Genomic DNA, 22,310 nt, shown 5'->3' on the forward strand with positions numbered 1-22,310 from the left:
TGTATATAAGCTGGATTTGTGAGAAATACCGAATTGCCTTAAAATACCATGCTTTGCATTAGTGAGCGCCACCGTTTATCTTCAGGCGCTACAGCACCTCCCAATATTGATAGGACTGTTATGACCCACGTTGTCACCGAATCCTGCATCAGCTGTCGCTACACCGACTGCGTCGATGTCTGCCCGGTAGATTGTTTCCGGGAAGGCCCGAATTTTCTGGCGATCGATCCGGATGAATGTATTGATTGCGCGGTTTGCGTAGCAGAGTGCCCTGTCAACGCGATTTACGCCGAAGAAGACGTGCCGGACGACCAGCAAGCCTTTATCAAGATTAACCTCGATCTCGCCCGTAACTGGCCTTCGATCACCAAGACCAAGCCAGCATTGCCGGAAGCCGAGCAATTCAAGGACGTCAAGGACAAGCTGCAGTTGCTGGTACGCTGAAAACCAGGCTGCATTTTGATGGCGTGCGGCGCCGGGCAGGCGCAGGCACAGGCGGCAATATGGCAAACCCCGGTGGCCGGATCGTGCCGGCATCGCCATACTATCAATATTGAAATATACAGGAATCAAATCGTATGAATACCAACCACAACGTCATCGAAACCGATGCAGTCATCATCGGCGCCGGTCCGGTCGGTCTGTTCCAGGTGTTTGAACTGGGTTTGCTGGAAATCAAGGCGCACGTCATCGACTCGCTGCCGGCCGTCGGCGGCCAGTGCGTGGAACTGTATCCTGACAAGCCGATCTACGACATTCCAGCCGTGCCAGTGTGCACCGGCCAGGAATTGACCGACAACCTGCTCAAGCAGATCGAGCCGTTCGAACCGACCTTCCACCTGTCGCAGGAAGTGACGCTGGTCGAGCGCCGCGAAGATGGCCGCTTCAATGTTGAAACCAGCATCGGCACCCGTTTCTTGACGAAAACCATTTTCATCGCCGCCGGCGTCGGTTCGTTCCAGGCGCGCACCTTGAAAGTGGATGGCATCGAAGCGTTCGAAGGTTCGCAACTGTTTTACCGCGTCAAGCAGCCTGCGCTGTTTGACGGCAAGAACATCGTCATTTGCGGCGGCGGCGATTCCGCGCTGGACTGGGCCTTGAACTTCGTCGGCAAGGCGGAATCGGTGGTGCTGCTGCATCGCCGCGACGATTTCCGTGCCGCGCCAGCATCGGTCGCCAAGATGAAGGCGCTATGCGACGAATACGAAATGCAATTGATTATCGGCCAGGCCACCGGTTTTGAAACCAAGGATGGCAAGCTGAGCGAAATCAAGGTCACCGGCGCCGATGGCGTAACCCGCCGCTTGCCGCTGGACATGCTGCTGGTCTTCTTCGGCCTGTCGCCGAAACTGGGTCCGATCGCCGATTGGGGCCTGGATATCGAGCGCCGCCAGTTGAAAGTGGTCGATACCGAAAAATTCGAGACCAATGTCCCGGGTATTTTCGCGGTGGGCGACATCAACACCTACCCAGGCAAGAAAAAGCTGATCCTGTCAGGCTTCCATGAAGCAGCGCTGGCCGCCTTCGGCGCCGCGCCTTATATCTTCCCTGACAAGAAGATCCATATGCAATACACCACCACGTCGCCGAAACTGCACAAGATCCTGGGCGTCGAAACCCCGACTTTCGATTAATCCCAGGCAACTTAGTTATCACAAAAGCAGCGGCAACGCTGCTTTTTTTTCGCCTTGCAACCTTGTTTTTTCCATCATTTTCGCTCTTTTCCCGGCAAGTGTCGCGAAATCGCACAATTTTAATCAGAAACCGTAAAGGCCAATTCTGCCGCAAGCAAATATCCTATAATTGGATTATGATATTTGTGCCGACATTGGCGCTGGGAACCACACAAGGACTTCACTATGCTTTACCAACTGCGCGAAATGCAACGTTCATTCCTCACTCCAGTGATGCAATGGGCCGATATGTCCTCCAAGTTACTCACCAATCCAGTATTCCCGCTGGCGCACACGCCTTTTTCGCAACGTATCGCCGCAGGCTACGAGCTGATGTATCGCTTGGGCAAAGATTATGAAAAGCCGCAATTCGACATCACCACCACCGTGGTCCATGGCGACACCATCGCCATCACTGAAGAAGTCGTCATCGATAAGCCATTCTGCCGCCTGATTCACTTCAAAAAAGACAGCAAGGGCTTGCAACAGCCTAAAGTGTTGCTGGTTGCCCCGATGTCCGGCCACCACTCGACCTTGCTGCGCGACACCGTACGCGGCTTGCTGCCCGAGCATGACGTGTATATCACCGACTGGACCGATGCGCGCATGGTGCCGCTGAGCGCAGGCCCGTTCCATCTCGACGATTACATCTTTTACGTACAGGAATTCATGCGCCTGCTGGCGCCGAATCTGCACGTCATTTCCGTGTGCCAGCCGACCGCGCCGGTACTGGCGGCGATTTCGCTGATGGCGAGCGCCAAAGATAAAAAAATGCCAAAGACCATGACGATGATGGGCGGCCCGATCGATCCGCGCAAATCGCCGACCAAGGTCAACAACCTGGCGACCGAAAAGAAATTCTCGTGGTTTGAAAACACGGTGATCTATGCGGTGCCGCCGAATTACCCGGGTTTTGGCCGCAAGGTCTATCCGGGCTTCTTGCAGCACGCCGGCTTCATCGCGATGAATCCGGGCCGCCACGCACAAAGCCACCGCGAATTTTATATGCACCTGGTCACCGGCGATTGCGAATCGGCCGAGAGCCACCGCCAGTTCTACAATGAATACAACGCGGTGCTGGACATGCCGGCGGAATGCTACCTGGACACCATCAAGATCGTGTTCCAGGACTTCAGACTGGCAAAAGGCACGTGGGAAGTGGCGGGCCAGCTGGTGCGTCCGCAAGACATCACCAATGTCGCGCTGTTCACGGTGGAAGGCGAACTGGACGATATTTCCGGCGCCGGCCAGACCCAGGCCGCGCATGATTTGTGCAGCGGTATTCCAGCCGATATGAAGCAAGACTTCGTCGCGGCGCAATGCGGCCACTACGGCATTTTCTCGGGTCGCCGCTGGCGCGAACTCATTTGCCCGAAAATCGGCGAATTCATCCAGAAACATTCCTGATTCGGCGCATGCCGGAACACCAGCCCGCGCAACCTGCCGCGCGGGTTTTTTTACGTCTCCAGCTTGACCGTCGGCCGGGTATTGACAAAAATCTGCTCGACCCGCGGTTCGCCGGGGCCGGGATTTTTCATGCCGTACGCATTCACCGGTTGCGAGCGGTTGACCCACAGCGCGTAATACAAATGGTCGGCGCGCGGGTCTTCGGTATTCGGATGGATCAGGATCGTCAATCCCAGGCTGTTCAATTGCAGCCACGGCACGATCACCGGCAACAAGTCATTGGTGAAACCGAAATAAAACGACGGCGTCACGTGCGGGCCGCGCGGCTGCACATTCCAGTCGCCCAGCTCAACCTTGAAACGCTCGGCCACCCATTGCCGTATCAGCGCCGCCTTTTGATAATTGTCTTCGTCAAAATAGATATGCGCATGGTAACTCTCGATATCGGTATAAGCCCGCGGCGTGGCCGGCAAGGGGTTTTCGCCGGGACGCACATTCGGCGGACGCGGCGTCGGCGCCTTGTCGGTCTCGTAGCCCCACGGACTTTTCCCCACCGGCGCGGCCGAGGCGGCAACTGTGCCGGATGCGGCCGGCGCGCCCTGCGCCAACGCGGAACCGGCCAGCGTGCCGCCAGCCACCAGCGCGGTGGCGGCGAAACCGCCCAGCACCGAGCGGCGTTGCGGCGACAGCAAATTGGCCCATTCCTGGTCTTCCGCGTCGCTAGTCAAGGTAAAACGTTCAGTCATGATGATCTCCAGTGCTCGTCAGTATAAGTGGTGGAATGCAGCAATAGCATGAGGATCAAAACCGCAGAGCGGCGGCCGGCGGTGCTGCCGCGCCGGACCAGAGGATGCCTTCCCCATCAACGTGATTCCTTTCTCAACTTTTTTGTTATTGGATAGCTCAGGCAGACTACTGCCGGCACAAAAAAAGGAGAACGAATCGTTTCGCATTTGTATAGTCGTTCTGAAAACAACGGCGAAAATCAGTGCGCTGACAATGGCTCCGCCGACTGGCCCAGTTGTTGCCAGTAATCGCGTTCCAGCCTGACGATATCGACCTCCCTGGCCGCGTCGTTGAATTGTTTCTGCAATGCCAGTCCTTCAGCATTGCGCTTGAAACAGACATGCAAGGGGCGCTGCTTGAAGACCGCATCATTGACGGCGATCCGTTCGCGTTCCAGCTTGGTGATGTCGGTCTCCATCAAATGCTGCAGCACACGGCGTTCAATGACGATGGCCCGGAAACGCTTGAGCAATAACTTCTTCAAATTCATCGCGTCGCTGACTCCTGGCTCGACCGTCAATCCGCCGCGCGCGGCCAGCTCGTCGAATTGCTCGTCGTTGGCATAACCGGAGACCGTGCCGATTTTCATGTTTTTCAGGTCGGGCACACTGCTGGCCCGCAGCGGCTGGTCTTTCAAATACGCCAGTACCAACTGGCTGCTGGAGAGCGGGACCGAAAAATGGCAGAGCTGTTCCCGTTCCCGGTTGCGCCATACCGGCAAGAAGCCTGCGTAGCGCGCATCGCCGAGTCCCGACTCGATCACCCTTTTCCATGGAAAATAATTAAAGATGACCTGATAGCCGATACGCTCGAACACCGCGCTGACGACGGCGCCGGACAAGCCTTCGGACGGCGATTGTTTTGAAATGAATGGCGGCCAGTCTTCGGCCGCGAAACGTATCAGCGGCGCAGCGGTGACAGGCTGGCACCAAGCAGCCCCCTGGCAAATGGAGAAAGCAACGATACGCAAGATGCTTGATACGCTCACTACTTTCCTCCGGGCCAGCTTACACGATGACATCAAGTTGCGAATTAGTCATGCTCCCATAGATTGCCAATATTTCAAAGTTGTATTTACATCCTCTTGTCCGGCGCCTGTTCGACTGATGCTTGACAGCCGCGCCATCCCCACTCGGGACGAGGTTTTTTACTTATGCCGCCCGCATATATCGGATAATGACGTTTTCGTGTATTCAAGATCACCGTGCCGCATCCAGACCCCAAATCACTTGCCGACAAGATTGAAGACCTGCTGCCGCAAACGCAATGCACCAAGTGCGGCTTTAGCGGCTGCCGGCCGTATGCCGAGGCGATCGCCGCCGATACAGCCGACATCAACCAATGCCCGCCCGGCGGCGCCGAAGGCGTGGCCCGGCTGGCCAATCTGCTCGGCCGCAAGGTCATTCCGCTCAATCCGGTCAACGGCTACGAACGTCCGCGTTCGCTGGCCTTCATCGACGAATCGCTGTGTATCGGCTGTACGCTGTGCATCCAGGCTTGCCCGGTCGACGCCATCATCGGCGCGGCCAAGCAGATGCACACCATCGTGCCCAGCCTGTGCACCGGCTGCGACTTGTGCGTGGCGCCGTGCCCGGTCGATTGCATCGTCATGTATCCGGTAACGGACGCACAGACCGGCTGGGATGCGTGGAGCGCCGGACAGGCTGCCGACGCCCGTGCGCGGCATGATTTCCGCGCCATGCGGCTGCGCCGCGACAGCGCCGAAAACGACGCCCGGCTGGCGGCCAAGGCGGTCGCCAAGATGCAGGCGGTGCAGGAATTGAACCCGGCCACGCCGGAAGAACTCGCCGAAAAAGAACGCAAGCGCGCCATCATCGCGGCCGCCATGGAACGGGCGCGCCTGAAAGCCGCCGCCAATGCCAGTAGTGACAACAACGAGAAAAAAGACGCATGAACGCCGCCAAACGCCTGGAAATCTTTACCCGCTTTCGCAACGCCAATCCCAAGCCGGCCACCGAACTCGAATACACCACGCCGTTCGAATTATTGATCGCGGTGCTGCTGTCGGCCCAGGCCACCGATGTGTCGGTCAACAAGGCGACCCGCCGCCTGTATCCGGTGGCAAACACGCCAGCCGCCATGCTGGCGCTCGGCGTCGATGAATTGATGACGTATATCCAGACCATCGGCCTGTTCCGCACCAAGGCGAAAAACGTCATCGCCACCTGCCAGATCCTGCTCGACCAGCACGGCGGTGACGTGCCGCGCGAGCGGACCGCGCTGGAAGCGTTGCCCGGCGTCGGCCGCAAGACCGCCAATGTGGTAATGAATACCGCGTTTGGCGAACCGACCATCGCGGTCGATACGCATATCTTCCGGGTCTCGAACCGCACCGGCATCGCGCCGGGCAAGAATGTCGATATCGTCGAGCAAAAACTGCTCAAGTTCGTGCCCACGGAATTCTTGCTGGACGCGCATCACTGGCTGATCTTGCATGGCCGCTACACCTGCATCGCGCGCAAGCCGCAATGCTGGAATTGCATGATCGCCGATGTGTGCGACTACAAGAGCAAGTCGCCGATGCCGGCGGTGGTGTAGGTCAATAGCGCAGGCCTTACAACAGCACCATATTGTCGCGGTGTATCAATTCCGGGCCTTCCATGAAGCCGAGGATCGCTTCGATTTCGGCCGATGGCTTGCGCATGATGCGCCGCGTTTCGGCGCTGGTGTAATTCGACAGCCCGCGCGCCAGCGGATTGCCCGCTGCATCGACACAGGTGATCACCGCACCGCGGCCGAATTCGCCGGTAACGCCGGTAACGCCGATCGGCAACAGCGATTTACCCTCGCGGCTCAGCTTTTGCACCGCGCCCGCATCCAGCACCACCACGCCGGCGGTATGCAAATGATCGGCCATCCATTGCTTGCGCGCCGTCAAGTGGCCGGTCAGCGCGCGTAATTCGGTGCCGATCGCCTCGCCCTGTGCCAGGCGGCTCAGCACGTCGCTGTCGCGGCCCCAGGCGATGATGGTATGGGCGCCCGACTTGGCGGCGCGCTTGGCGGCCAGGATCTTGGTCAGCATGCCGCCCCGTCCCAGGCTGCTGCCGGCGCCGCCGGCCATCGCTTCCAGCGCCGGGTCGCCGGCCTGGCCTTCGGTGATCAGATAAGCGTTCGGGTCCTTGCGCGGGTCGGCCGAGAACAGGCCGTGCTGGTCGGTCAAAATCACCAGCGCATCGGCTTCGATCAGGTTGGCGACCAGCGCGCCGAGCGTGTCGTTGTCGCCGAACTTGATTTCATCGGTGACCACGGTATCGTTTTCATTGATGATCGGCACCACGCCGAGACGCAGCAAGGTGGTCAGGGTCGAGCGGGCGTTCAGGTAGCGTTCGCGGTCGGCCAGGTCGGCATGCGTCAGCAGCACTTGCGCGGTGCCCAGCTGGTGGGCGCGGAAACTGCTTTCATAGATTTGCGCCAGGCCCATCTGGCCGACGGCGGCGCAGGCCTGCAATTCGTGGATATCGGTCGGGCGCTGCTCAAAGCCGAGGCGCAGCATGCCTTCGGCAATCGCGCCGGAACTGACCAGCACCACTTGCTTGCCGAGTGCGCGCAAGCCGGCGATTTGCGCCGCCCAGCGGGCGATGGCGGCATGGTCCAGGCCGCGGCCATCGTTGGTGACCAGCGAAGAACCGACTTTGATGATGATGCGGGTGGCGTTTTGAATCACGGAATTCATGGGACGACGGCTCTTATCTGTTGGCGTGCGGCCGCAGCAGCAGCAAGACCAGCCCGCCGACCACTTCGACTCCGCACATGACTAACAAAAAACCCTGGGGCCAGCCAAACGGGATCAGCGCCAATAAGCGGCCAACCGGCTGCGCCAGGACAAACATTGCAGTGATATCGCCGAGGATGGGCGGTTGGCCCGGCCTTGCCGCCAGCAGCGCCAGTCCCGCGGTGGCGAGCCAGACGCCGACATAGATCGCGTAAAACTGGCTGTAGCCGTTAACGCCATTCAAAAAAAAGCCCAGCCCGGACGCCATGTCGTCGGCGAACAGCAGGGAAAAGAACGCGCTCAAGCCGTAGCCGAGCGCGATCAGGCGCAGCAAGCCGCGCCGCAGCGCCAGCTTGCGCGCCGCCATGGTGGTCTTGGCCGCAGCCTTGGCCAGCACGGCACTCATGCCGGAATCCGCATCGGGAGGGCTGCTTTCACACTCAATCGAGGATCTTGAAACGCGGATCGTCCGGATCGATCGACGAAATACCGCGCGCTTCTTCGGTCATCTGGGTTTCTTCGGCACGGTGTTCGCTGTGCTTTTTCTCTTCCAGGTGCTGGTAAATCGCGTTGACCAGTTCCGGGCAACCGTTATGGTTCAGCGCCGAAATCTCGAATACCGGACCTTTCCAGCCGAAACGCTTGATGAAATCCTTGACGATTTTCACGCGGGTTTCATCCGGCACCATGTCGAGCTTGTTCAACACCAGCCAGCGCGGCTTGTCGACCAGCGACTCGTCGTACTTCTTGAGTTCCTTGACCAGCGCCTTGGCTTCCTTGACCGGATCGACGTTGGTTTCGAACGGCGCCAGGTCGACGATGTGCAGCAGCAAACCGGTGCGCTGCAAGTGGCGCAGGAATTGATGGCCCAGGCCGGCGCCTTCGGAAGCGCCTTCGATCAAGCCGGGAATGTCGGCGATCACAAAGCTCTTCTCGTGCGACACGCGCACCACGCCCAGGTTCGGGTGCAAGGTGGTGAACGGGTAATCGGCAATCTTCGGACGCGCATTCGACACCGCCGAAATGAAGGTCGACTTGCCGGCGTTCGGCATGCCCAGCAGGCCGACGTCGGCCAATACCTTCAATTCCAGGCGCAGTTCGCGGCGTTCGCCTTCCTTGCCCTCGCCTTTTTGGCGTGGCGCGCGGTTGGTCGAGGATTTGAAGTGGATATTGCCCCAGCCGCCCTCGCCGCCCTTGGCCAGCATTTCAGTCTGGCCGTGTTCGGTCAGGTCGGCCAGGATTTCGCCGCTGGCATGGTCGACGATCAGGGTGCCGACCGGCATGCGCAGGTGAATGTCGTCCGCGCCCTTGCCATAACAATCGGCGCCACGGCCCGGTTCGCCATTCTTGGCTTTGTGCATTTTGGAAAAACGGAAGTCGACTAGCGTGTTGATATTGCGGTCGGCGACTGCCCAAATGGTGCCGCCCTTACCGCCATCGCCGCCATCGGGGCCGCCGAAAGGCCGGAATTTCTCACGGCAGAAAGAGGCGCAGCCGTTGCCGCCATCACCTGCGATGACTTCGATTTTTGCTTCGTCGATAAACTTCATAATTTGCCGCCATAAAACTAAAAAGGCTCTACCTTGGGCAGAGCCTTTCGATTGAAGGCTTGCGCCTTACGTCATGCGATCACAGCGGAGCAAACGCCCCGCGATGAATTACGCTGGTACTGCTTCGTGTGGTACAACGGTCACGAATTGCTTCGAGCCAACACCTTTGACCACGAACTTCACTTTGCCCGCGACCAGCGCGAACAGGGTGTGGTCCTTGCCGGTGCCTACGCCTTCGCCGGCGCGCACTGGGGTGCCGCGTTGACGAATGATGATGCCGCCAGCATTGATCGTTTGACCGCCATAAACCTTGACGCCGAGGCGTTTTGATTCTGAATCACGGCCGTTGCGCGTTGTGCCGCCGCCTTTTTTATGTGCCATTTAAGACTCCTTGATAGCTGATTTAATTCAAACAGCGGCGATTAGCCGTTGATCGAAACGATTTGGATTTCGGTAAAATTCTGGCGATGGCCTTGATGCTTTTGGTAGTGCTTACGACGACGCATCTTGAAAATTTTGACCTTATCATGGCGACCATGCGCCACAACCGTAACCAGTACCGTTGCACCTTCGACCAATGGCGCACCAAACTTGATGGTGTCGCCCGCGCCTACTGCGAGAACTTGATCGATGGTGATTTCGGAACCAATGTCTGCCGGTATCTGTTCTACTTTAAGTTTTTCGCCAGCGACAACTTTGTATTGTTTGCCACCGGTTTTTATGACCGCGTACATGATTTGAAACCTCATCAAATGTTGAAAGAATTTGTCCCACGGAACCGCAAAGCAAGCTGTACTGATCCGGGAGAACCTGCGATTATACATGGATGACAAAAACGCGTCAAAAACTATTCACAAAAAAGTTTTCTCGTGGTATGTCGGCAACTGGACGGCAGCGCCAATTTGCCCAAAAAAGCGGCAAAAAAACGTGATTTTGCGCGAAAACGACTCAAAAAGTCGTCCGTCATGGGCAAACGTCACGCAGTCACTAGGCTTGTCGTATAATCGCGGCACCCACAATCTAATGCAGGTTCGCCTTGTCTGACGCTAACACCAACGCTAATCAAAACCTCATCGCACAAACGATTGCCGCCGACATGGACGCAGTCAACACGGTGATCCGCCAAAAATTGCATTCCGAAGTCAGCCTGATCAACCAGATCGCGGAATACATCATCAGCGCGGGCGGCAAACGCATACGCCCCGTGTTAGTGTTGCTGGTCGCCAACGCACACGCGTATCGCGGCACCGAGCACCACGAATTGGCGGCGGTGGTCGAATTCATCCATACCGCGACCCTGCTGCACGACGACGTGGTCGACGAATCGTCGATGCGCCGCGGCCGCCAGACCGCCAACGCGCTATTCGGCAATGCCGCGTCGGTGCTGGTCGGCGACTTCCTGCATTCGCGCTCGTTCCAATTGATGGTAGCGCTGGATAATATGCGCGTCATGCAAATCCTGTCGGACGCCACCAACGTCATCGCCGAAGGCGAAGTGTTGCAGCTTCTTAATATGCACGACCCGGACGTGACCCAGGAAAGCTATCTGCGCGTGATCCGCTCCAAGACCGCCAAGCTGTTCGAAGCGTCGGCGCAACTGGGCGCGCTGATCGCCGGCGCCAGCGAAGCGGATATCGCCGCGGCGGCAGAATATGGCAACTCGCTGGGCACCGCCTTCCAATTGATCGACGACGTGCTCGACTACGCCGGCGACGCCGCCGAAATCGGCAAGAACGTCGGTGATGACTTGCGCGAAGGCAAACCGACCTTGCCATTGATTTACCTGATGGAAAACGGCACGCCGGAACAACGCGAACTGGTGCGCAACTGCATCGAGCAAGGCGATGAACAGCATTTCGAAGCGATCCTGGCCGCCGTCACCAGCAGCGGCGCACTCGACTTCACCCGCCGCGAAGCGGAAGCCGCCGCCCGGCGCGCCGCCGATGCGGTATCCGGCTGGCCGGACAGCGTCTATAAACAGGCGCTGCTGGGATTGTGCAGTTTCGCGGTCGACCGCAACCACTGATGAATGCCAGTGAAGTCAGGAAGTAAATAGAACGGCGCTTCGGGCGCCGTTTTTCATGCCCGCCAGGCTGCACGCATTTCAGATCGGCGCCGCCGCCATGTTCGGCTGCGTTTCCTTGCGTTCGCTGTAGCGGCTGGTCAGATAATCCGACCGGTCGCGCACCAGCAAGGTGAACTTGTACAGTTCTTCCATCACATCGACCAGCCGTTCGTAATAAGCGGACGGCTTCATGCGGCCTTCCTCGTCGAATTCCTGGTAGGCCTTGGCCACCGACGACTGGTTCGGGATCGTCACCATGCGCATCCAGCGGCCCAGCACGCGCAAGCCATTGACCGCATTGAACGATTGCGAACCGCCCGACACTTGCATCAGCGCCAGCGTGCGGCCCTGGGTCGGCCGCAGCGCGCCGATTTCCAGCGGCAGCCAGTCGATCTGCGACTTGAACACCGCGCTCATCGCGCCATGCCGTTCCGGACTGCACCACACCTGCCCTTCCGACCAGCCCGACAAGGCGCGCAACTCCTGTACCTTCGGATGGTCGGCCGGCACGCTGTCGACCATCGGCAAGCCGCGCGGATCGAACACCCGGGTCTCGGCGCCGAAGCGCTGCAGGATGCGCTCCGCTTCCAGCGTCAGCAGCTTGCTGAAGGATCGCTCGCGCAGCGAACCGTACAGCAGCAAGATGCGCGGCGCATGGGACGATAGCGCGGTCGGCTCCAGCTTGGCCAAGGTCGGCACATCGAGGTGCGCCAGGCTAATGTTCGGCAAGTTATCCATGCTTGCCGACACGCTGGCCAGTGGCGTCGATGACCACCTCGCCATCTTCCTTGCTGAACGGCGCCGCTTGCGGCGACGGCAGGATATCGAGCACCAGTTCCGACGGACGGCACAGCCGCACGCCTAGCCCGGTGACGACGATGGGACGGTTGATCAGGATCGGATGCGCCATCATCGCATCGAGCAAGGCGTCATCGCTCAGCGCCCGATCGGCCAGGCCCAGCTCGTCATACAGATCGCCCTTGTCGCGCATCACGCCGCGCACCGTCAAGCCGGCTTGCGCGGCCAGGCTGGCCAGCAATGCGCGCGAGGGCGGCTGCTGGACGTAATCGATGATCACCGGCTCGATGCCGGCATTGCGTATCATCGCCAGCGTATTGCGCGACGTGCCGCAGGCGGTGTTGTGATAGATGATAGTTGTCATGTTGCGATCCTTGTGTGATGCCGGTTCAGCCCGGCGTGCAAACCGTGCCGGGTGTACAGGCGACGCCGCCACAGCAGTTTTCAGTTAAAAAAGCCAGCAAGCCGTTCATGCTGTCGTAATTGGCGGAATAAATGATCGAGCGGCCAGCCTTGGCCGCCGTCACCATATTGGCGTGCGCCAATTCCTTCAAATGAAACGACAGCGACGACGGCGCGATATCCAGCGCCTCGGCGATCTTGCTGGCCGCCAGCCCCTCCGGCCCGGCTTGCACCAGCAAGCGAAATACCGCCAGACGCGATTCTTGCGCCAGCGCGGCGAGGGAGATGATTGCAGTTGAAGTTTCCATACTTCGATAATAGTCGAAATATTTGATGTTTGCAAGCGATATGGACTGCCTGGATGCAACGCAAGGAAGCATCGCTTGGGCGGGTCGGAGCATGCGGCGCGCTTGAAAAACCGCGCGCCATCTGCTGTAATCATACCAGGAGCGGGGTGTGGCTCAGCTTGGTAGAGCGCTGCGTTCGGGACGCAGAGGCCGGAGGTTCGAATCCTCTCACCCCGACCAGAAACATCAATGAGCGCACGATGCCGCAACAATACTGCAGCCATCAACTACGGCAGTCAAGCCGAAAACAAAGCGTCCATCAAGTCAGGGGCGAGCGCCGGCCTGTTCGGTACAGTCCCAGTCATGCATTCTCGCCACCGCAACGCAGCAGGGAATAGCGGTCGATATCGGTCCTGAGCTTCCAGCCCTGGCGCTGCCAATAAGCGTGCGCTTGCTGATTGCCTTTGATAACGTCGAGATGGACCTTGGCGATGCCAAGGCCTTCCAGCGCGGCCAGGCATTTCTCGACCAGCGCGCTGGCGATGCCCAGCCGCCGGTGCTCGGGCAGCACCACCAGGTGCTGGAGATAACCACGGCGGCCGTCATGGCCGGACATGATACAAGCGACAGTACGACCTCCAAGCTCGGCAACGAAGCTCAGTTGCGGATTGCGGTCGAGATAGCGGCGGGTCGCCGCGCGCGAGTCGGCGTCGCGCAGCGATATACCCGGCGTGTTCCGCATCAGGTCCATCACCGCATCGTAGTCTTCAATCAGCATCGGGCGAATTATGTACATCCATTTTCCTCATCGAGTAATCTGCGCGGCAAAAGCCAGACATGGCTTCGCGACAAAGTTTAATATAAAGTAAGCTCCCGTCTCCGCAAGACACGTATTGATCCACGAAGGCCCGATGAAAGCCCTGCCGATACTCCTGCTGCTGTTCTATTCGCACTCCGCCCTCGCCGCCAATTATTGCGACTCGCCCCAATGGTCGATCGTCCACAACAAGAGTTACGACGACGTGCTGAAAATCGCCAAGGCGCGCGACAGGATTATCGATGTCGAATGCAGTTTCACCGATGCGATTGTCGGCATCATGAACGATGAAATCGGCATCGACCACTATACCGGGAGCCTGCTGATCGCCGATCACCGCGACGAGCGCTTCGTCGTGACCAGCCGCGTCGGCGCCTACACGATCTTCACCTATCGCTATAACGACAAGCGCTTGCTGCAGTTTGCGATGAAGGACCATAGCTGGGCCGAAGGGGAAGAGTTCCAGGCCGGCGCCTACAAGATTACCGGCGTCAAGGAATTCAAGTCGCAAACCGGCTTCCCGGTCAAGTTGCTGGTGGCCCAGACTTTTCAGTTTTATGGGCCGAAATAAAGGACACCAATCCTCAATCCCTAAAAAAACCGCGCCATCCCGGCGGACCAGCCGCAGCGCTTCGAACACGCGGCTAAAACGCATCTCGGCGGCGGCTTAGAGCCTATCCCAGTAGTGAGCGTCTTGTTCTGGCCGCGCATCTGGAGCGCGGACCAGGCGTGAGGAGGAAGCGTGGCGAGCCACGCGACGACGATCAACGCAGTCCCCGTTCCTGAGGCGCGCCAGAATAGGGCGTATTCATCTACTGGGATAGGCTCTTATTCATCGCCGCCGGCCAACGACAGAATCGCGCGCGCCACCGCCAGCGGCGCCTCCCTTTGCGGGAAATGACCGACGCCGTCGAGCACCAGGCGCCGGTACGGGCCGCTGAAGAAACGCTCGCGGTCCTTCGAGCTGTCCGGATGGTTGCACGTGTCGACGCCGCCGTGCAGCACCAGCGTCGGCACGGCCAGCAGCGGCGCAGGATCGAGCATCGCGTTATCGTCGGCGTAGCGCGCATCGCCATCGGCAAAACCCCAGCGGTGGCGGTAGGAATGCAGCACCACCGCGGCCCAGTCGGGACCGTCGAAGGCACGGCTGGCCACGTCGAAATCCTGTTCCCGGTACCAGCCCTGCGGCGCCCAGGTATCCCACATGGTGCGCGCAAACGCATGGCGCTCGTGTTCCACGCTGTGCTGGCCGCGCGGCGTGGCCAGCCACCAGTGATACCAGTAATTGCGCGCCTGCTGGTACGACAGCGCCTGGTGCGGGTCGTTGGTGCCATAACCGACCGACAGCATCACCAGGCCGCAAGCCACTTGCGCGCGCAGGCCGCAGGCGTTGGCCACCGCCCTGGCGCCCCAGTCGTGACCGACCAATAACGGACGCTCGAGCGCCAGTGCATCGATGAAGTCGAGCAGGTCGCGGCCCAGCGCGGCCAGTTCGCCGCTGCGCCGGGTCGCCGCCGCGCGAAAGGTGGTGGGCGCAAAACCGCGCAGCGCCGGCGCCAGCACGCGGTAACCGGCCGCGGCCAGCAGCGGCGCCGTGCCGGCCCAGCTCTCAGGACTGTCCGGCCAGCCATGCACCAGCACGGCCGTACGTCTGCCTTGCGGATTCCACTCCAGGTAGCCGATGTCCAGCAACGGCGTCGTCACGAAACGATATTCAGGCATCATGCACTCCTTTTGAATTGACTTGCAGCGATGTTAGCGCGATCATTCAGCTTGATTCATGATCAATTCAGTTCCACTCCCAATTAATCTCACTGAATAAAAGACGATGGATAGCACCGCAAGCGCCCACTCGGCCACGCTGGAAATCGTGCTGTTGCGCAGTTTTCTGGAAGTCGTCGACCGCAAGGGCTTCGCGCCGGCGGCCGAGCGGCTGGCGTTGACCGCCTCGGCGGTCAGCGGCCATATCAAGCGGCTGGAAGACAGTATCGGCAGCCGTTTGATGGTGCGCACCACGCGGCGCATGGAATTGACGGCGGCCGGCGAAACCTTGTACGCCTATGCCCGCAATATCGTCGAGCTGGAGCGCGAGGCCAGCGCGCGCCTGCGCGGCGGCGCCATCGGCGGACGGCTGCGCATCGGCGCGTCGGAGGATTTCGCCGCCGCCTGGCTGCCGCAGGTGCTGGAGACCTTCCAGCGCTGGCATCCACAGGCGTCGATCGAATTAAAGGTCGGCATTACCGCCGAGCTGCTGCGCCAGCAAGACCGGGGCCGCCTCGACGCCGTGTTCGGCAAGCAGTGCCGGCGCATGGACGATATCGGCGAACTGCTGTGGCAAGAGCCGCTGGTGTGGGCGTATGCCGACAGCCGCGCGCTGGATGGCCAGGCGGCGCTGCCGCTGGCGGTGTTTCCGGAGCCGTGCATCTACCGTGAATCGGCCATCGCGGCGCTGGGCGGCGCCGCCCGGCCATGGCGCATGGCATTTGAAAGCAGCAGCATGGCCGGCTGCCTGTCGGCCGCGCTGGCCGGTTTTGCCGTGACGCCGATCGCGCGCAGCCAGTTGCGCGACGGCTTGCGCGAACTGGGCGCGGCCGACGGCTTGCCGCCGCTGCCCGAGGTGCGCTTTTATGCTTTCCTCAGGAAGAAGACCGAGGCGACGACGGCGCTGCTCAGGGCCGTGCATGAGGCCGGCAGCCGCAAACGCTTCGCGCGCGGTTCCCAGGCCGCATAACGGTTCAGCCGCTACAGGGCGGCGTCGACCAGCAGCTCCGGCCGCAAGGCCCGGATCCGCAAGTCGGTGAAATAACCGCCCGCTTCGTTATAGCGCAGATAGCAGCGCCGGCAATCGATGCAGCGCGCCACCTGGCTGCGGTTATACGGAAAATAGCGCGGCGCGATCGGCGCATCGATACTGTCGTAACGGCTGCCGTGCGGGTGGTATTCGGCGAAGGTCGCTTCGGCATACGGATCGGCGACCAGCGTGCCGATCTCTTCGAAGGCGCCGAGTTCCAGCGACAGCGGCAAGCTTTGCCAGGCCGCCAGCGATACCTTGCTGCAGCCGCATGGTTGGGTGATGCCCGCCGAGGCGACGGCCAGCGCCGATAATGCGGAAAAATCGAGTAATGACATGGTGTCCTTGACGTCAAAAAAATCGCTCAGCAAGCGCGATTTCCATTATTAAAACTCCGTACCGCCGTGGCCATCGCCGCGGCGATTTCCTGCAGCGCCTTGCGGTGGCCGGCCACCAGCGCATCGTAGCCGGGTCCATCGACTGGTTGATTGATGAGACTGCGGCAGGTCAGCACCTTGTTGGTCGACAACTGGCGCACGCTCCACACCGCGTCGATCAGCGCATACTGGCCCGGCACGGATTCAAAACGCTGCACATTGGTACTGATGCGAAACACCGGCAAGGTATCCGGATACGGCGTGCGGAATACATCGATCGCGCCCAGTTCACCGGTCAGAGCGGTCGACAGCGCCTGGCCGATTTCCCCCGCCAGCGGCCCGGCCCAGCGCTGCTGTTCCAGCAATTCGATCTGGCCGGACGGCGCCGTCACCACCAGCTGGTTGCGCATCACTTGCTGCGGCACGCTGACGGCCAGCACCTCGACATAATATGCGACCGGCTTGACCGGCGCGGCAGCGACGGCGGGACCGCCGTTCAGCGTATAAAAATACTCGGGCCGCGGCGTGGAACAGGCGCCCAGCAGCAAGGCGGCGCTGGTGACCAGCGCGCCCCATCCGGCGCGGTGCAGGAATCGGCTCATTTTTCATCTCCTTTTTTACCGCGGATCAGCGATTCCGGGTGGCGTTCCAGGTAGTCGGACAAGGCGTTCAGCGACTGCAGCGTTTGCGTCAATTGCTGCAAGGCCTGGCGCACGTCGGATTGCAGCGGCGAATCTTTCTGCAAGACTTGCTCGGCCGTGCCAAAGGTTTGCCTGGCGGACGACAAGGTATCGCGCATTTCCGGCACCACCTGGCCATCGAGTTGCTTGAACAAGGTGTTGGCGTTTTTCAAGGTCGTGTTCAGGTTGTTGCCGATATCGGCATACGGCACCTGGTCGAGTTTGCGGACGATGCTGGCGATTTGCGATTGCAACTCGTCCAGGCTGTTCGGCACGGTCGGCACCACCAAAGGATATTGCTTGAAATCGACCTTGGCCGCCGGCGCTTTCGGGAAGAAATCGAGGGCGATGTACAACTGGCTGGTCAGCAAATTACCAGTGCGCAATTGCGCGCGCAAGCCACGGCCTACCATGCGTTCCAGCATTTCATTGCCGCCGCTGCGGTCTTTCTCGGTCAAGCTGTTCTGGAAACGCTTGCCCAATCGGCCAGGATACAGTTCCACCGTCACCGGCATGCGGAAGTTTTTCTTGACCGGATCGAATTCGACGCCGACCGAGCGCACCTCGCCCAGCACGATGCCGCGGAAATCGACCGGCGCGCCGACCGACAGGCCGCGCAGCGACTGGTCGAAATAAAACACCGTGGTAGTCGCTTCGCCATCCGGTTCGCGCATCGCGCTGGCCTCATCGGCCGCCAGCAGGAAGGCCGAATTGGCCGGCGCCACCGCGTCCGGCCGCTGGCCGTTTTGCGATTCGAAGGCGATGCCGCCCACCACCAGCGCCGCCAGCGACTGGGTATTCAATTTGAAGCCGTTCGAATCGAGCCGTACGTCGATGCCGCTGGCATGCCACCAGCGCGAATTCTTGCCGACGAATTGTTCGTATGGCGAATTGATGAACACGCTCATGGTGATGCCGTTGCCGGCCTTGTCCAGCGAAAAACCGATCACCTGGCCGACCTGCACCCGGCGGTAGAAAACCGGCGAACCGATATCGACCGATCCCAGGCTTTCGGCGTGCAAGGTGAACTGGCGTCCCTTCTGGTCGCCGGTCACTTGCGGCGCGTTTTCCAGGCCGATGAAATTCTCTTTTTTCTCTTCCGACTTGCCGGCGTCGACGCCGATGTAGGCGCCCGACAGCAAGGTGCCCAGGCCGGACACGCCGCTGGCGCCGACGCGCGGCTTGACTACCCAGAAACGGGTATCGGCGGTGGCGAAGCGGCGCGCTTCCTTGCTCATGTCGATGGTGACCTTTACCTTCGACAAATCCGGGTCCAGCGTAATCGCCCGCACCTGGCCGATCTCGACATCCTTGAACCTGACCTTGGTCTTGCCCGGCTCCAGCCCTTCGGCGCTGCGGAACGTGACGGTCACGGTCGGCCCCTTGTCGAGCACCGACTTGGCCGCCAGGCCGATGCCGATCAGCGCCGCCAGCAACGGGATCAGCCAGACCAGCGACGGCAGCCAGCGGCTGGCCGGGTCGATGTCGGGTTCCGCCAGGTCGGCGCTTGCGGTGATGTCGCCTTTGTTTTCAGGCATGTTTTTCTCCAGGAGCCAGGACGGGGGTTGCTGCTTGCGGCGTCGTGCCGGGATGGCGCTGCGGGTCATCCCAGATCAGGCGCGGATCGAACTGCATCGACGCCAGCATGGTCAGCACCACCACCGAGCCGAACGCCAGCGCGCCCGGTCCGGCGGTGATCACCGCCAGCGACTGGAAGCGCACCAGCGCCACGGTCAGCGTCACCACGAAAATATCGAGCATCGACCAGCGGCCGATGAATTCCACCATGCGGTACAACCTGGTGCGTTGCAGCGGCCGCCAGCGCGACTTGCGCTGCGCGCTCAAGGCCAGCAAGACCAGGATCGCCAGCTTCAGCATCGGCACCACCACGCTGGCGATGAAGATGATGATGGCCAGGCCCATGGAACCGCTGGTCCAGAAGAACACCACGCCGCTCATGATGGTGTCGTCTTCGGTGCCGAACAGCGAATGGGTGTACATCACCGGCAGCAGGTTGGCCGGGATATACAGGATCATCGCGGCGATCAGCAGCGCCCAGGTGCGGTTGATGCTGTCCGGACGGCGCCGGTGCAGCGTGCTGCCGCAGCGCGCGCAATGCAGCCGCTTGCCGTCTTTCAGCGCCGGCGCAACCAGGCCGCAGGCGTGGCAAGGGAGAATCTCGGCGCCGGGCGGAATCGCCTTGTAGCGCAGGCCGGGCAAGTCCTGGCGCCGCAAATCGTCGCCGATATTCCACAGCGCCTTGGGATCGAACGACACCACCACCGCCAGCATGATGGTCAGCGCGCCGAACGCATACAGCCCCGGCTGCGGCACCACGCGCGCCAGGCTGGTCATCTTGATCACGGTAATCAGGATGCCGATCATCAAAACCTCGGTCATGCCCCACTGGCGCGCCGCCTGCACCGCGCGCAGCACCAGGTTAAAACCGGGCGCCTTGAAACCGGCCCGCAAGCCAAGCGCAATGTAGAGCAGAGAGCCGAGTTCGAGCGCGGGAAAGAAGATGGTGAACAGGAATACCATGGTCGCCACCACTTGCATCTGTTCGCCCCAAAGGACGCGGATGGCGCCGATCAGCGTGGCGCTGGAACTGAGTCCATTGATGTCGAGTTCGACGATCGGGCAAAACTGCGCGATCAGGAACACCAGCGCCGCGCCCAGCGTCAGCGCGACCACTTTACTGAGGGTAGCGGAAGTGCCGCGGTATAAAACCGAGCGGCAACGGGTGCAGCGCGCCTTTTCGCGGGGCAGCAGCGGTTTTTTGCGATAGAGCAAACCACAGTCATGACAGCTGATCAGGTCGTATCGATGCACAGTGTAGGGTTTAGCAACTTGCTTTATATCAATTTGCCTATCATACGACAAACTGCGCTTCGTTCCGCACCGCAACAACACGCTGTAACAATATTATTTTAAAACAATGCCTCCAGCGCGCGGCCGATCGCCAGGATGTGCTGGTCCTGCCCGGCCAGCCCGCAAATTCCCAGGCCGACCGGCAATTCGCCGGGCGCCTGGCAGGGCAGCGACAAGGCGCAGCCATCGAGGAAATTGATCACGCTGGTATTGCGCAAGACCAGCCCGTTGGTGGCGAAGAACGCCGCATCGTCCGCTTCCAGCGGCGCCAGCGGGGGCGCCACGATCGCGACACTCGGCATCAGCCACGCGTCGAAACCGGCCAGGCGCTGCCGTGCCGTCGCGATCATGCGGCGCCTTGCATCGAGCAAGTCGATATAGTCGGCCGCGCTTTGCTGCGCGCCGCGGCGGATGCGCGCCGCCACGCGCTGGTCGTACCTGGCGCCCTGCCGCTCCAGCAATTTCCGGTGCCAGGCCCACGCTTCGGCCGCCACCAGCCCGCCGCCGCCATTGATCGCCGGCAGCTCCAGCAATTCCGGAAAGGCGAACTCCTCGACCGTGGCGCCGGCTTCGCGCAGTCTGTGCAACGCGCGCGCGAAGTTGCGCCGCACGCTATCGTCCAATCCGGCACCGACATAATCGCGGCTAACGCCGAAGCGCAATCCGGCCAGCGCCGGCGCCGCCGCTTGCGCCAGCGGCGTCGCCGACAGCACGCTGTACAAGATCGCGCAGCAATCGACGCTGCGTCCGATCGGGCCGGCCGAGTCGAGCGACGTCGACAGCGGCACCGCGGCGTCCAGCGGCACCGTGGCCGCGGTCGGCTTGAAACCGGTCAAGCCGCAAAACGCCGCCGGTATCCGCAGCGAACCGCCGGTATCGGTGCCCAGCGCGCCGGCCGCCATGTCCAGCGCCACCGTCAGCGCGCCGCCGGAGGTCGAGCCGCCCGCCACCCGGCTGCCGTCATGCGGATTCAGCGGCGTGCCGAAATGCGGATTCAGCCCCAGGCCGGAAAAGGCGAACTCGCTCATATTGCTGCGGCCCAGCAGCACCGCGCCCGCCGCGCGCAAACGCGCCACGACCGGCGCGTCTTGCGCGGCGGGCGCGGCATGACCCAGCACCAGCGATGCGGCGGCGCTGACCTGGCCGCGCACGTCGAACAAATCCTTGACCGACAGCGGCACCCCGGCCAGCGGCGAGGCGGCCAGGCCGGCCGCGCGCGCGCCATCGCTGCTGCGCGCATCGGCCAGCGCCTGTGCCCGGTCGATGCTGACATAGGCCGCGCCGCCGTCGCCGATATGGGCGTCGATGCGGGCCAGCATTTGCTCGACCAGCGCCAGGCTGCTGATGCGGCCGGAAGCCAGCGCGGCCGCCAATTCCCTGATGGTATTCATGCTTTTATCCTTCCACTGGCAGCGGCTGAACCGCATAACGGTGATGCAAGCGGCGCTGCAATACCGGATCATACAGTTCCAGTTCGAATGCGTCGCCAAAACCCAGGTCGCCGATCACCGGCTGGGTGCCGCAAAACATCGCGCTGCCGACTGGCAGGTGCGGCGCGCCGGTGTAGCGCAAGATTAAATCCTCGGGCGCCAGCATGCGCGTCACCGGGCCATCCTGGTATAGCTCGGATACCCCATCCCGCACCCGCCACGAGCGCATGCGCAACTGGTCCCAGTGCGATGCCACGTCGGCATAGGCCCACAACTCGGCGCCGACCGGCTTGCCGCACATTTGCTTGGAAACGGTGACCCCGTAACGCTCCACCTTGCGGTCGGTATGGTCGGAGCCGATGCCGACCAATAAACCGTATTCGGTCGAGAACAGCACGCATTCCGCTTCGCCGGACGACTCGCCGCCCGCCACTTCGATAGCGCCGTCGCTGCACAGCAAGGCCGCCGCGACGCGGTAAAAAGTCGGCACGTTCTTCGGGCGCGCCACGCCGATCGCTTCCAGCTCGGCGATGTGATGTTCGACCATCGCGCTGTCGCGGCCGGTCCAGCCGGCGATGATCAGCTGGCTGATGTCGAAACTGAGCGGGCCGTGGCCGGCCAGCTTAAACGTAAAAGTAGGCAT

The 22,310-nt window shown here is 61.0% G+C and carries 26 protein-coding genes and 1 tRNA gene; 9 read left to right on the top strand and 18 right to left on the bottom strand.

Features of this window, described 5'->3' with window-relative positions:
• The first annotated feature begins 120 nt into the window (after nt 1-120).
• From fdxA to GJA_RS20220, 3 genes are all read left to right on the top strand, one after another.
• Nucleotides 121-444, top strand: coding sequence for a ferredoxin FdxA (fdxA, locus tag GJA_RS20210; protein ID WP_038495875.1), 324 nt, complete (start codon nt 121-123; stop codon nt 442-444).
• 134 nt (nt 445-578) lie between these two features.
• A complete protein-coding gene (locus GJA_RS20215; protein WP_038495878.1) occupies nt 579-1,634 on the top strand; it encodes an NAD(P)/FAD-dependent oxidoreductase in 1,056 nt (351 codons plus the stop codon).
• 225 nt (nt 1,635-1,859) lie between these two features.
• On the top strand, nt 1,860-3,080 hold the full coding sequence (locus tag GJA_RS20220; protein WP_038495883.1) for a polyhydroxyalkanoate depolymerase: 1,221 nt from the start codon (nt 1,860-1,862) through the stop codon (nt 3,078-3,080).
• A gap of 50 nt (nt 3,081-3,130) precedes the next feature.
• Here the strand turns inward: GJA_RS20220 and GJA_RS20225 are convergent, their stop codons facing one another.
• Nucleotides 3,131-3,826 carry a DOPA 4,5-dioxygenase family protein gene (locus GJA_RS20225; RefSeq protein WP_038495886.1) on the bottom strand — a complete coding sequence of 232 codons (696 nt, stop codon included), beginning with the start codon at nt 3,824-3,826 and terminating at the stop codon, nt 3,131-3,133.
• Nucleotides 3,827-4,065: 239 nt separating this feature from the next.
• Nucleotides 4,066-4,854 carry a substrate-binding periplasmic protein gene (locus GJA_RS20230; protein ID WP_242404590.1) on the bottom strand — a complete coding sequence of 263 codons (789 nt, stop codon included), beginning with the start codon at nt 4,852-4,854 and terminating at the stop codon, nt 4,066-4,068.
• A gap of 216 nt (nt 4,855-5,070) precedes the next feature.
• On the opposite strand from GJA_RS20230, the gene rsxB reads away from it, so the two are divergent.
• Together rsxB and nth are read left to right on the top strand one after the other, a co-directional pair.
• Complete coding sequence (gene rsxB, locus GJA_RS20235) at nt 5,071-5,781, top strand: electron transport complex subunit RsxB (RefSeq protein ID WP_081905511.1); 711 nt, start codon at nt 5,071-5,073, stop codon at nt 5,779-5,781.
• Nucleotides 5,778-6,425 (top strand): endonuclease III, encoded by a 648-nt coding sequence (gene nth / locus GJA_RS20240; protein ID WP_038495892.1) that lies wholly within the window; start codon nt 5,778-5,780, stop codon nt 6,423-6,425. The genes rsxB and nth overlap by 4 nt, the downstream gene beginning before the upstream one ends.
• Before the next feature lie 16 nt (nt 6,426-6,441).
• On the opposite strand, the gene proB is transcribed toward nth, so the two are convergent.
• The 5 genes from proB to rplU form a co-directional block, all read right to left on the bottom strand.
• Nucleotides 6,442-7,560, bottom strand: coding sequence for a glutamate 5-kinase (proB, locus tag GJA_RS20245; RefSeq protein ID WP_038495896.1), 1,119 nt, complete (start codon nt 7,558-7,560; stop codon nt 6,442-6,444).
• A 13-nt stretch (nt 7,561-7,573) separates the two neighbouring features.
• Entirely contained in the window at nt 7,574-8,005 is a 432-nt protein-coding gene (locus tag GJA_RS20250) for a DUF4345 family protein (RefSeq protein WP_051781185.1), read from the bottom strand.
• A 34-nt stretch (nt 8,006-8,039) separates the two neighbouring features.
• Nucleotides 8,040-9,149 (bottom strand): GTPase ObgE, encoded by a 1,110-nt coding sequence (gene obgE, locus GJA_RS20255; RefSeq protein WP_038495898.1) that lies wholly within the window; start codon nt 9,147-9,149, stop codon nt 8,040-8,042.
• A gap of 108 nt (nt 9,150-9,257) precedes the next feature.
• Complete coding sequence (gene rpmA / locus GJA_RS20260) at nt 9,258-9,530, bottom strand: 50S ribosomal protein L27 (RefSeq protein ID WP_038495901.1); 273 nt, start codon at nt 9,528-9,530, stop codon at nt 9,258-9,260.
• Between the two features lie 41 nt (nt 9,531-9,571).
• Nucleotides 9,572-9,883 carry a 50S ribosomal protein L21 gene (gene rplU, locus GJA_RS20265; protein ID WP_038500602.1) on the bottom strand — a complete coding sequence of 104 codons (312 nt, stop codon included), beginning with the start codon at nt 9,881-9,883 and terminating at the stop codon, nt 9,572-9,574.
• A gap of 302 nt (nt 9,884-10,185) precedes the next feature.
• Between rplU and ispB the strand changes: the two genes are divergently transcribed.
• Nucleotides 10,186-11,175 (top strand): octaprenyl diphosphate synthase, encoded by a 990-nt coding sequence (gene ispB, locus GJA_RS20270; protein ID WP_038495904.1) that lies wholly within the window; start codon nt 10,186-10,188, stop codon nt 11,173-11,175.
• A 78-nt stretch (nt 11,176-11,253) separates the two neighbouring features.
• Here ispB and arsH read toward each other — a convergent pair whose 3' ends face one another.
• The 3 genes from arsH to GJA_RS20285 are packed head-to-tail and all read right to left on the bottom strand — an operon-like array spanning nt 11,254 to nt 12,722.
• A complete protein-coding gene (gene arsH, locus GJA_RS20275; protein WP_242404591.1) occupies nt 11,254-11,997 on the bottom strand; it encodes an arsenical resistance protein ArsH in 744 nt (247 codons plus the stop codon).
• Nucleotides 11,945-12,376 (bottom strand): arsenate reductase (glutaredoxin), encoded by a 432-nt coding sequence (arsC, locus tag GJA_RS20280; protein WP_038495910.1) that lies wholly within the window; start codon nt 12,374-12,376, stop codon nt 11,945-11,947. Before arsC ends, arsH begins: the two co-directional genes overlap by 53 nt.
• Nucleotides 12,377-12,401: 25 nt before the next feature.
• On the bottom strand, nt 12,402-12,722 hold the full coding sequence (locus GJA_RS20285) for an ArsR/SmtB family transcription factor (protein ID WP_038495913.1): 321 nt from the start codon (nt 12,720-12,722) through the stop codon (nt 12,402-12,404).
• A gap of 142 nt (nt 12,723-12,864) precedes the next feature.
• Here GJA_RS20285 and GJA_RS20290 point away from each other — a divergent pair.
• Nucleotides 12,865-12,941 (top strand) — tRNA-Pro (locus GJA_RS20290).
• A 121-nt stretch (nt 12,942-13,062) separates the two neighbouring features.
• Here the strand turns inward: GJA_RS20290 and GJA_RS20295 are convergent.
• Nucleotides 13,063-13,497 carry a GNAT family N-acetyltransferase gene (locus GJA_RS20295; RefSeq protein WP_038495916.1) on the bottom strand — a complete coding sequence of 145 codons (435 nt, stop codon included), beginning with the start codon at nt 13,495-13,497 and terminating at the stop codon, nt 13,063-13,065.
• A 115-nt stretch (nt 13,498-13,612) separates the two neighbouring features.
• Between GJA_RS20295 and GJA_RS20300 the strand changes: the two genes are divergently transcribed.
• Nucleotides 13,613-14,089 carry a hypothetical protein gene (locus GJA_RS20300; protein ID WP_144241603.1) on the top strand — a complete coding sequence of 159 codons (477 nt, stop codon included), beginning with the start codon at nt 13,613-13,615 and terminating at the stop codon, nt 14,087-14,089.
• A gap of 257 nt (nt 14,090-14,346) precedes the next feature.
• Here GJA_RS20300 and GJA_RS20305 read toward each other — a convergent pair whose 3' ends face one another.
• Nucleotides 14,347-15,240: an alpha/beta fold hydrolase gene (locus GJA_RS20305; protein ID WP_038495922.1), complete on the bottom strand. Its 894-nt coding sequence runs from the start codon at nt 15,238-15,240 to the stop codon at nt 14,347-14,349.
• A 106-nt stretch (nt 15,241-15,346) separates the two neighbouring features.
• On the opposite strand from GJA_RS20305, the gene GJA_RS20310 reads away from it, so the two are divergent.
• The gene (locus GJA_RS20310; protein WP_038495924.1) at nt 15,347-16,249 is read left to right on the top strand and encodes a LysR substrate-binding domain-containing protein; all 903 of its coding nucleotides are present in this window, start codon (nt 15,347-15,349) and stop codon (nt 16,247-16,249) included.
• An 11-nt stretch (nt 16,250-16,260) separates the two neighbouring features.
• Here the strand turns inward: GJA_RS20310 and GJA_RS20315 are convergent, their stop codons facing one another.
• The 6 genes from GJA_RS20315 to GJA_RS20340 form a co-directional block, all read right to left on the bottom strand.
• Nucleotides 16,261-16,647, bottom strand: coding sequence for a hypothetical protein (locus GJA_RS20315; RefSeq protein ID WP_038500605.1), 387 nt, complete (start codon nt 16,645-16,647; stop codon nt 16,261-16,263).
• 26 nt (nt 16,648-16,673) lie between these two features.
• Nucleotides 16,674-17,288, bottom strand: coding sequence for a PqiC family protein (locus GJA_RS20320; protein ID WP_038495927.1), 615 nt, complete (start codon nt 17,286-17,288; stop codon nt 16,674-16,676).
• Nucleotides 17,285-18,904, bottom strand: coding sequence for a PqiB family protein (locus GJA_RS20325; protein WP_038495929.1), 1,620 nt, complete (start codon nt 18,902-18,904; stop codon nt 17,285-17,287). Before GJA_RS20325 ends, GJA_RS20320 begins: the two co-directional genes overlap by 4 nt.
• Complete coding sequence (locus GJA_RS20330) at nt 18,897-20,198, bottom strand: paraquat-inducible protein A (RefSeq protein WP_081905512.1); 1,302 nt, start codon at nt 20,196-20,198, stop codon at nt 18,897-18,899. Before GJA_RS20330 ends, GJA_RS20325 begins: the two co-directional genes overlap by 8 nt.
• 98 nt (nt 20,199-20,296) lie before the next feature.
• Complete coding sequence (locus GJA_RS20335; protein WP_038495932.1) at nt 20,297-21,628, bottom strand: amidase; 1,332 nt, start codon at nt 21,626-21,628, stop codon at nt 20,297-20,299.
• 4 nt (nt 21,629-21,632) lie between these two features.
• The gene (locus GJA_RS20340) at nt 21,633-22,310 is read right to left on the bottom strand and encodes a DUF2848 domain-containing protein (protein ID WP_038495935.1); all 678 of its coding nucleotides are present in this window, start codon (nt 22,308-22,310) and stop codon (nt 21,633-21,635) included.

It is taken from the genome of Janthinobacterium agaricidamnosum NBRC 102515 = DSM 9628, from assembly GCF_000723165.1.
Taxonomy (GTDB): Bacteria; Pseudomonadota; Gammaproteobacteria; order Burkholderiales; family Burkholderiaceae_D; genus Janthinobacterium; species Janthinobacterium agaricidamnosum.

Coding starts and splice junctions, on each gene's coding strand:
- fdxA (WP_038495875.1), top strand. CDS start 121: ATGACCCACGTTGTCACCGAATCCTGCATCAGCTGTCGCTACACCGAC.
- GJA_RS20215 (WP_038495878.1), top strand. CDS start 579: ATGAATACCAACCACAACGTCATCGAAACCGATGCAGTCATCATCGGC.
- GJA_RS20220 (WP_038495883.1), top strand. CDS start 1,860: ATGCTTTACCAACTGCGCGAAATGCAACGTTCATTCCTCACTCCAGTG.
- GJA_RS20225 (WP_038495886.1), bottom strand. CDS start 3,826: ATGACTGAACGTTTTACCTTGACTAGCGACGCGGAAGACCAGGAATGG.
- nth (WP_038495892.1), top strand. CDS start 5,778: ATGAACGCCGCCAAACGCCTGGAAATCTTTACCCGCTTTCGCAACGCC.
- proB (WP_038495896.1), bottom strand. CDS start 7,560: ATGAATTCCGTGATTCAAAACGCCACCCGCATCATCATCAAAGTCGGT.
- GJA_RS20250 (WP_051781185.1), bottom strand. CDS start 8,005: ATGAGTGCCGTGCTGGCCAAGGCTGCGGCCAAGACCACCATGGCGGCG.
- obgE (WP_038495898.1), bottom strand. CDS start 9,149: ATGAAGTTTATCGACGAAGCAAAAATCGAAGTCATCGCAGGTGATGGC.
- rpmA (WP_038495901.1), bottom strand. CDS start 9,530: ATGGCACATAAAAAAGGCGGCGGCACAACGCGCAACGGCCGTGATTCA.
- rplU (WP_038500602.1), bottom strand. CDS start 9,883: ATGTACGCGGTCATAAAAACCGGTGGCAAACAATACAAAGTTGTCGCT.
- arsH (WP_242404591.1), bottom strand. CDS start 11,997: ATGGCGAGGTGGTCATCGACGCCACTGGCCAGCGTGTCGGCAAGCATG.
- arsC (WP_038495910.1), bottom strand. CDS start 12,376: ATGACAACTATCATCTATCACAACACCGCCTGCGGCACGTCGCGCAAT.
- GJA_RS20285 (WP_038495913.1), bottom strand. CDS start 12,722: ATGGAAACTTCAACTGCAATCATCTCCCTCGCCGCGCTGGCGCAAGAA.
- GJA_RS20295 (WP_038495916.1), bottom strand. CDS start 13,497: ATGTACATAATTCGCCCGATGCTGATTGAAGACTACGATGCGGTGATG.
- GJA_RS20300 (WP_144241603.1), top strand. CDS start 13,613: ATGAAAGCCCTGCCGATACTCCTGCTGCTGTTCTATTCGCACTCCGCC.
- GJA_RS20305 (WP_038495922.1), bottom strand. CDS start 15,240: ATGCCTGAATATCGTTTCGTGACGACGCCGTTGCTGGACATCGGCTAC.
- GJA_RS20310 (WP_038495924.1), top strand. CDS start 15,347: ATGGATAGCACCGCAAGCGCCCACTCGGCCACGCTGGAAATCGTGCTG.
- GJA_RS20315 (WP_038500605.1), bottom strand. CDS start 16,647: ATGTCATTACTCGATTTTTCCGCATTATCGGCGCTGGCCGTCGCCTCG.
- GJA_RS20320 (WP_038495927.1), bottom strand. CDS start 17,288: ATGAGCCGATTCCTGCACCGCGCCGGATGGGGCGCGCTGGTCACCAGC.
- GJA_RS20325 (WP_038495929.1), bottom strand. CDS start 18,904: ATGCCTGAAAACAAAGGCGACATCACCGCAAGCGCCGACCTGGCGGAA.
- GJA_RS20335 (WP_038495932.1), bottom strand. CDS start 21,628: ATGAATACCATCAGGGAATTGGCGGCCGCGCTGGCTTCCGGCCGCATC.
- GJA_RS20340 (WP_038495935.1), bottom strand. CDS start 22,310: ATGCCTACTTTTACGTTTAAGCTGGCCGGCCACGGCCCGCTCAGTTTC.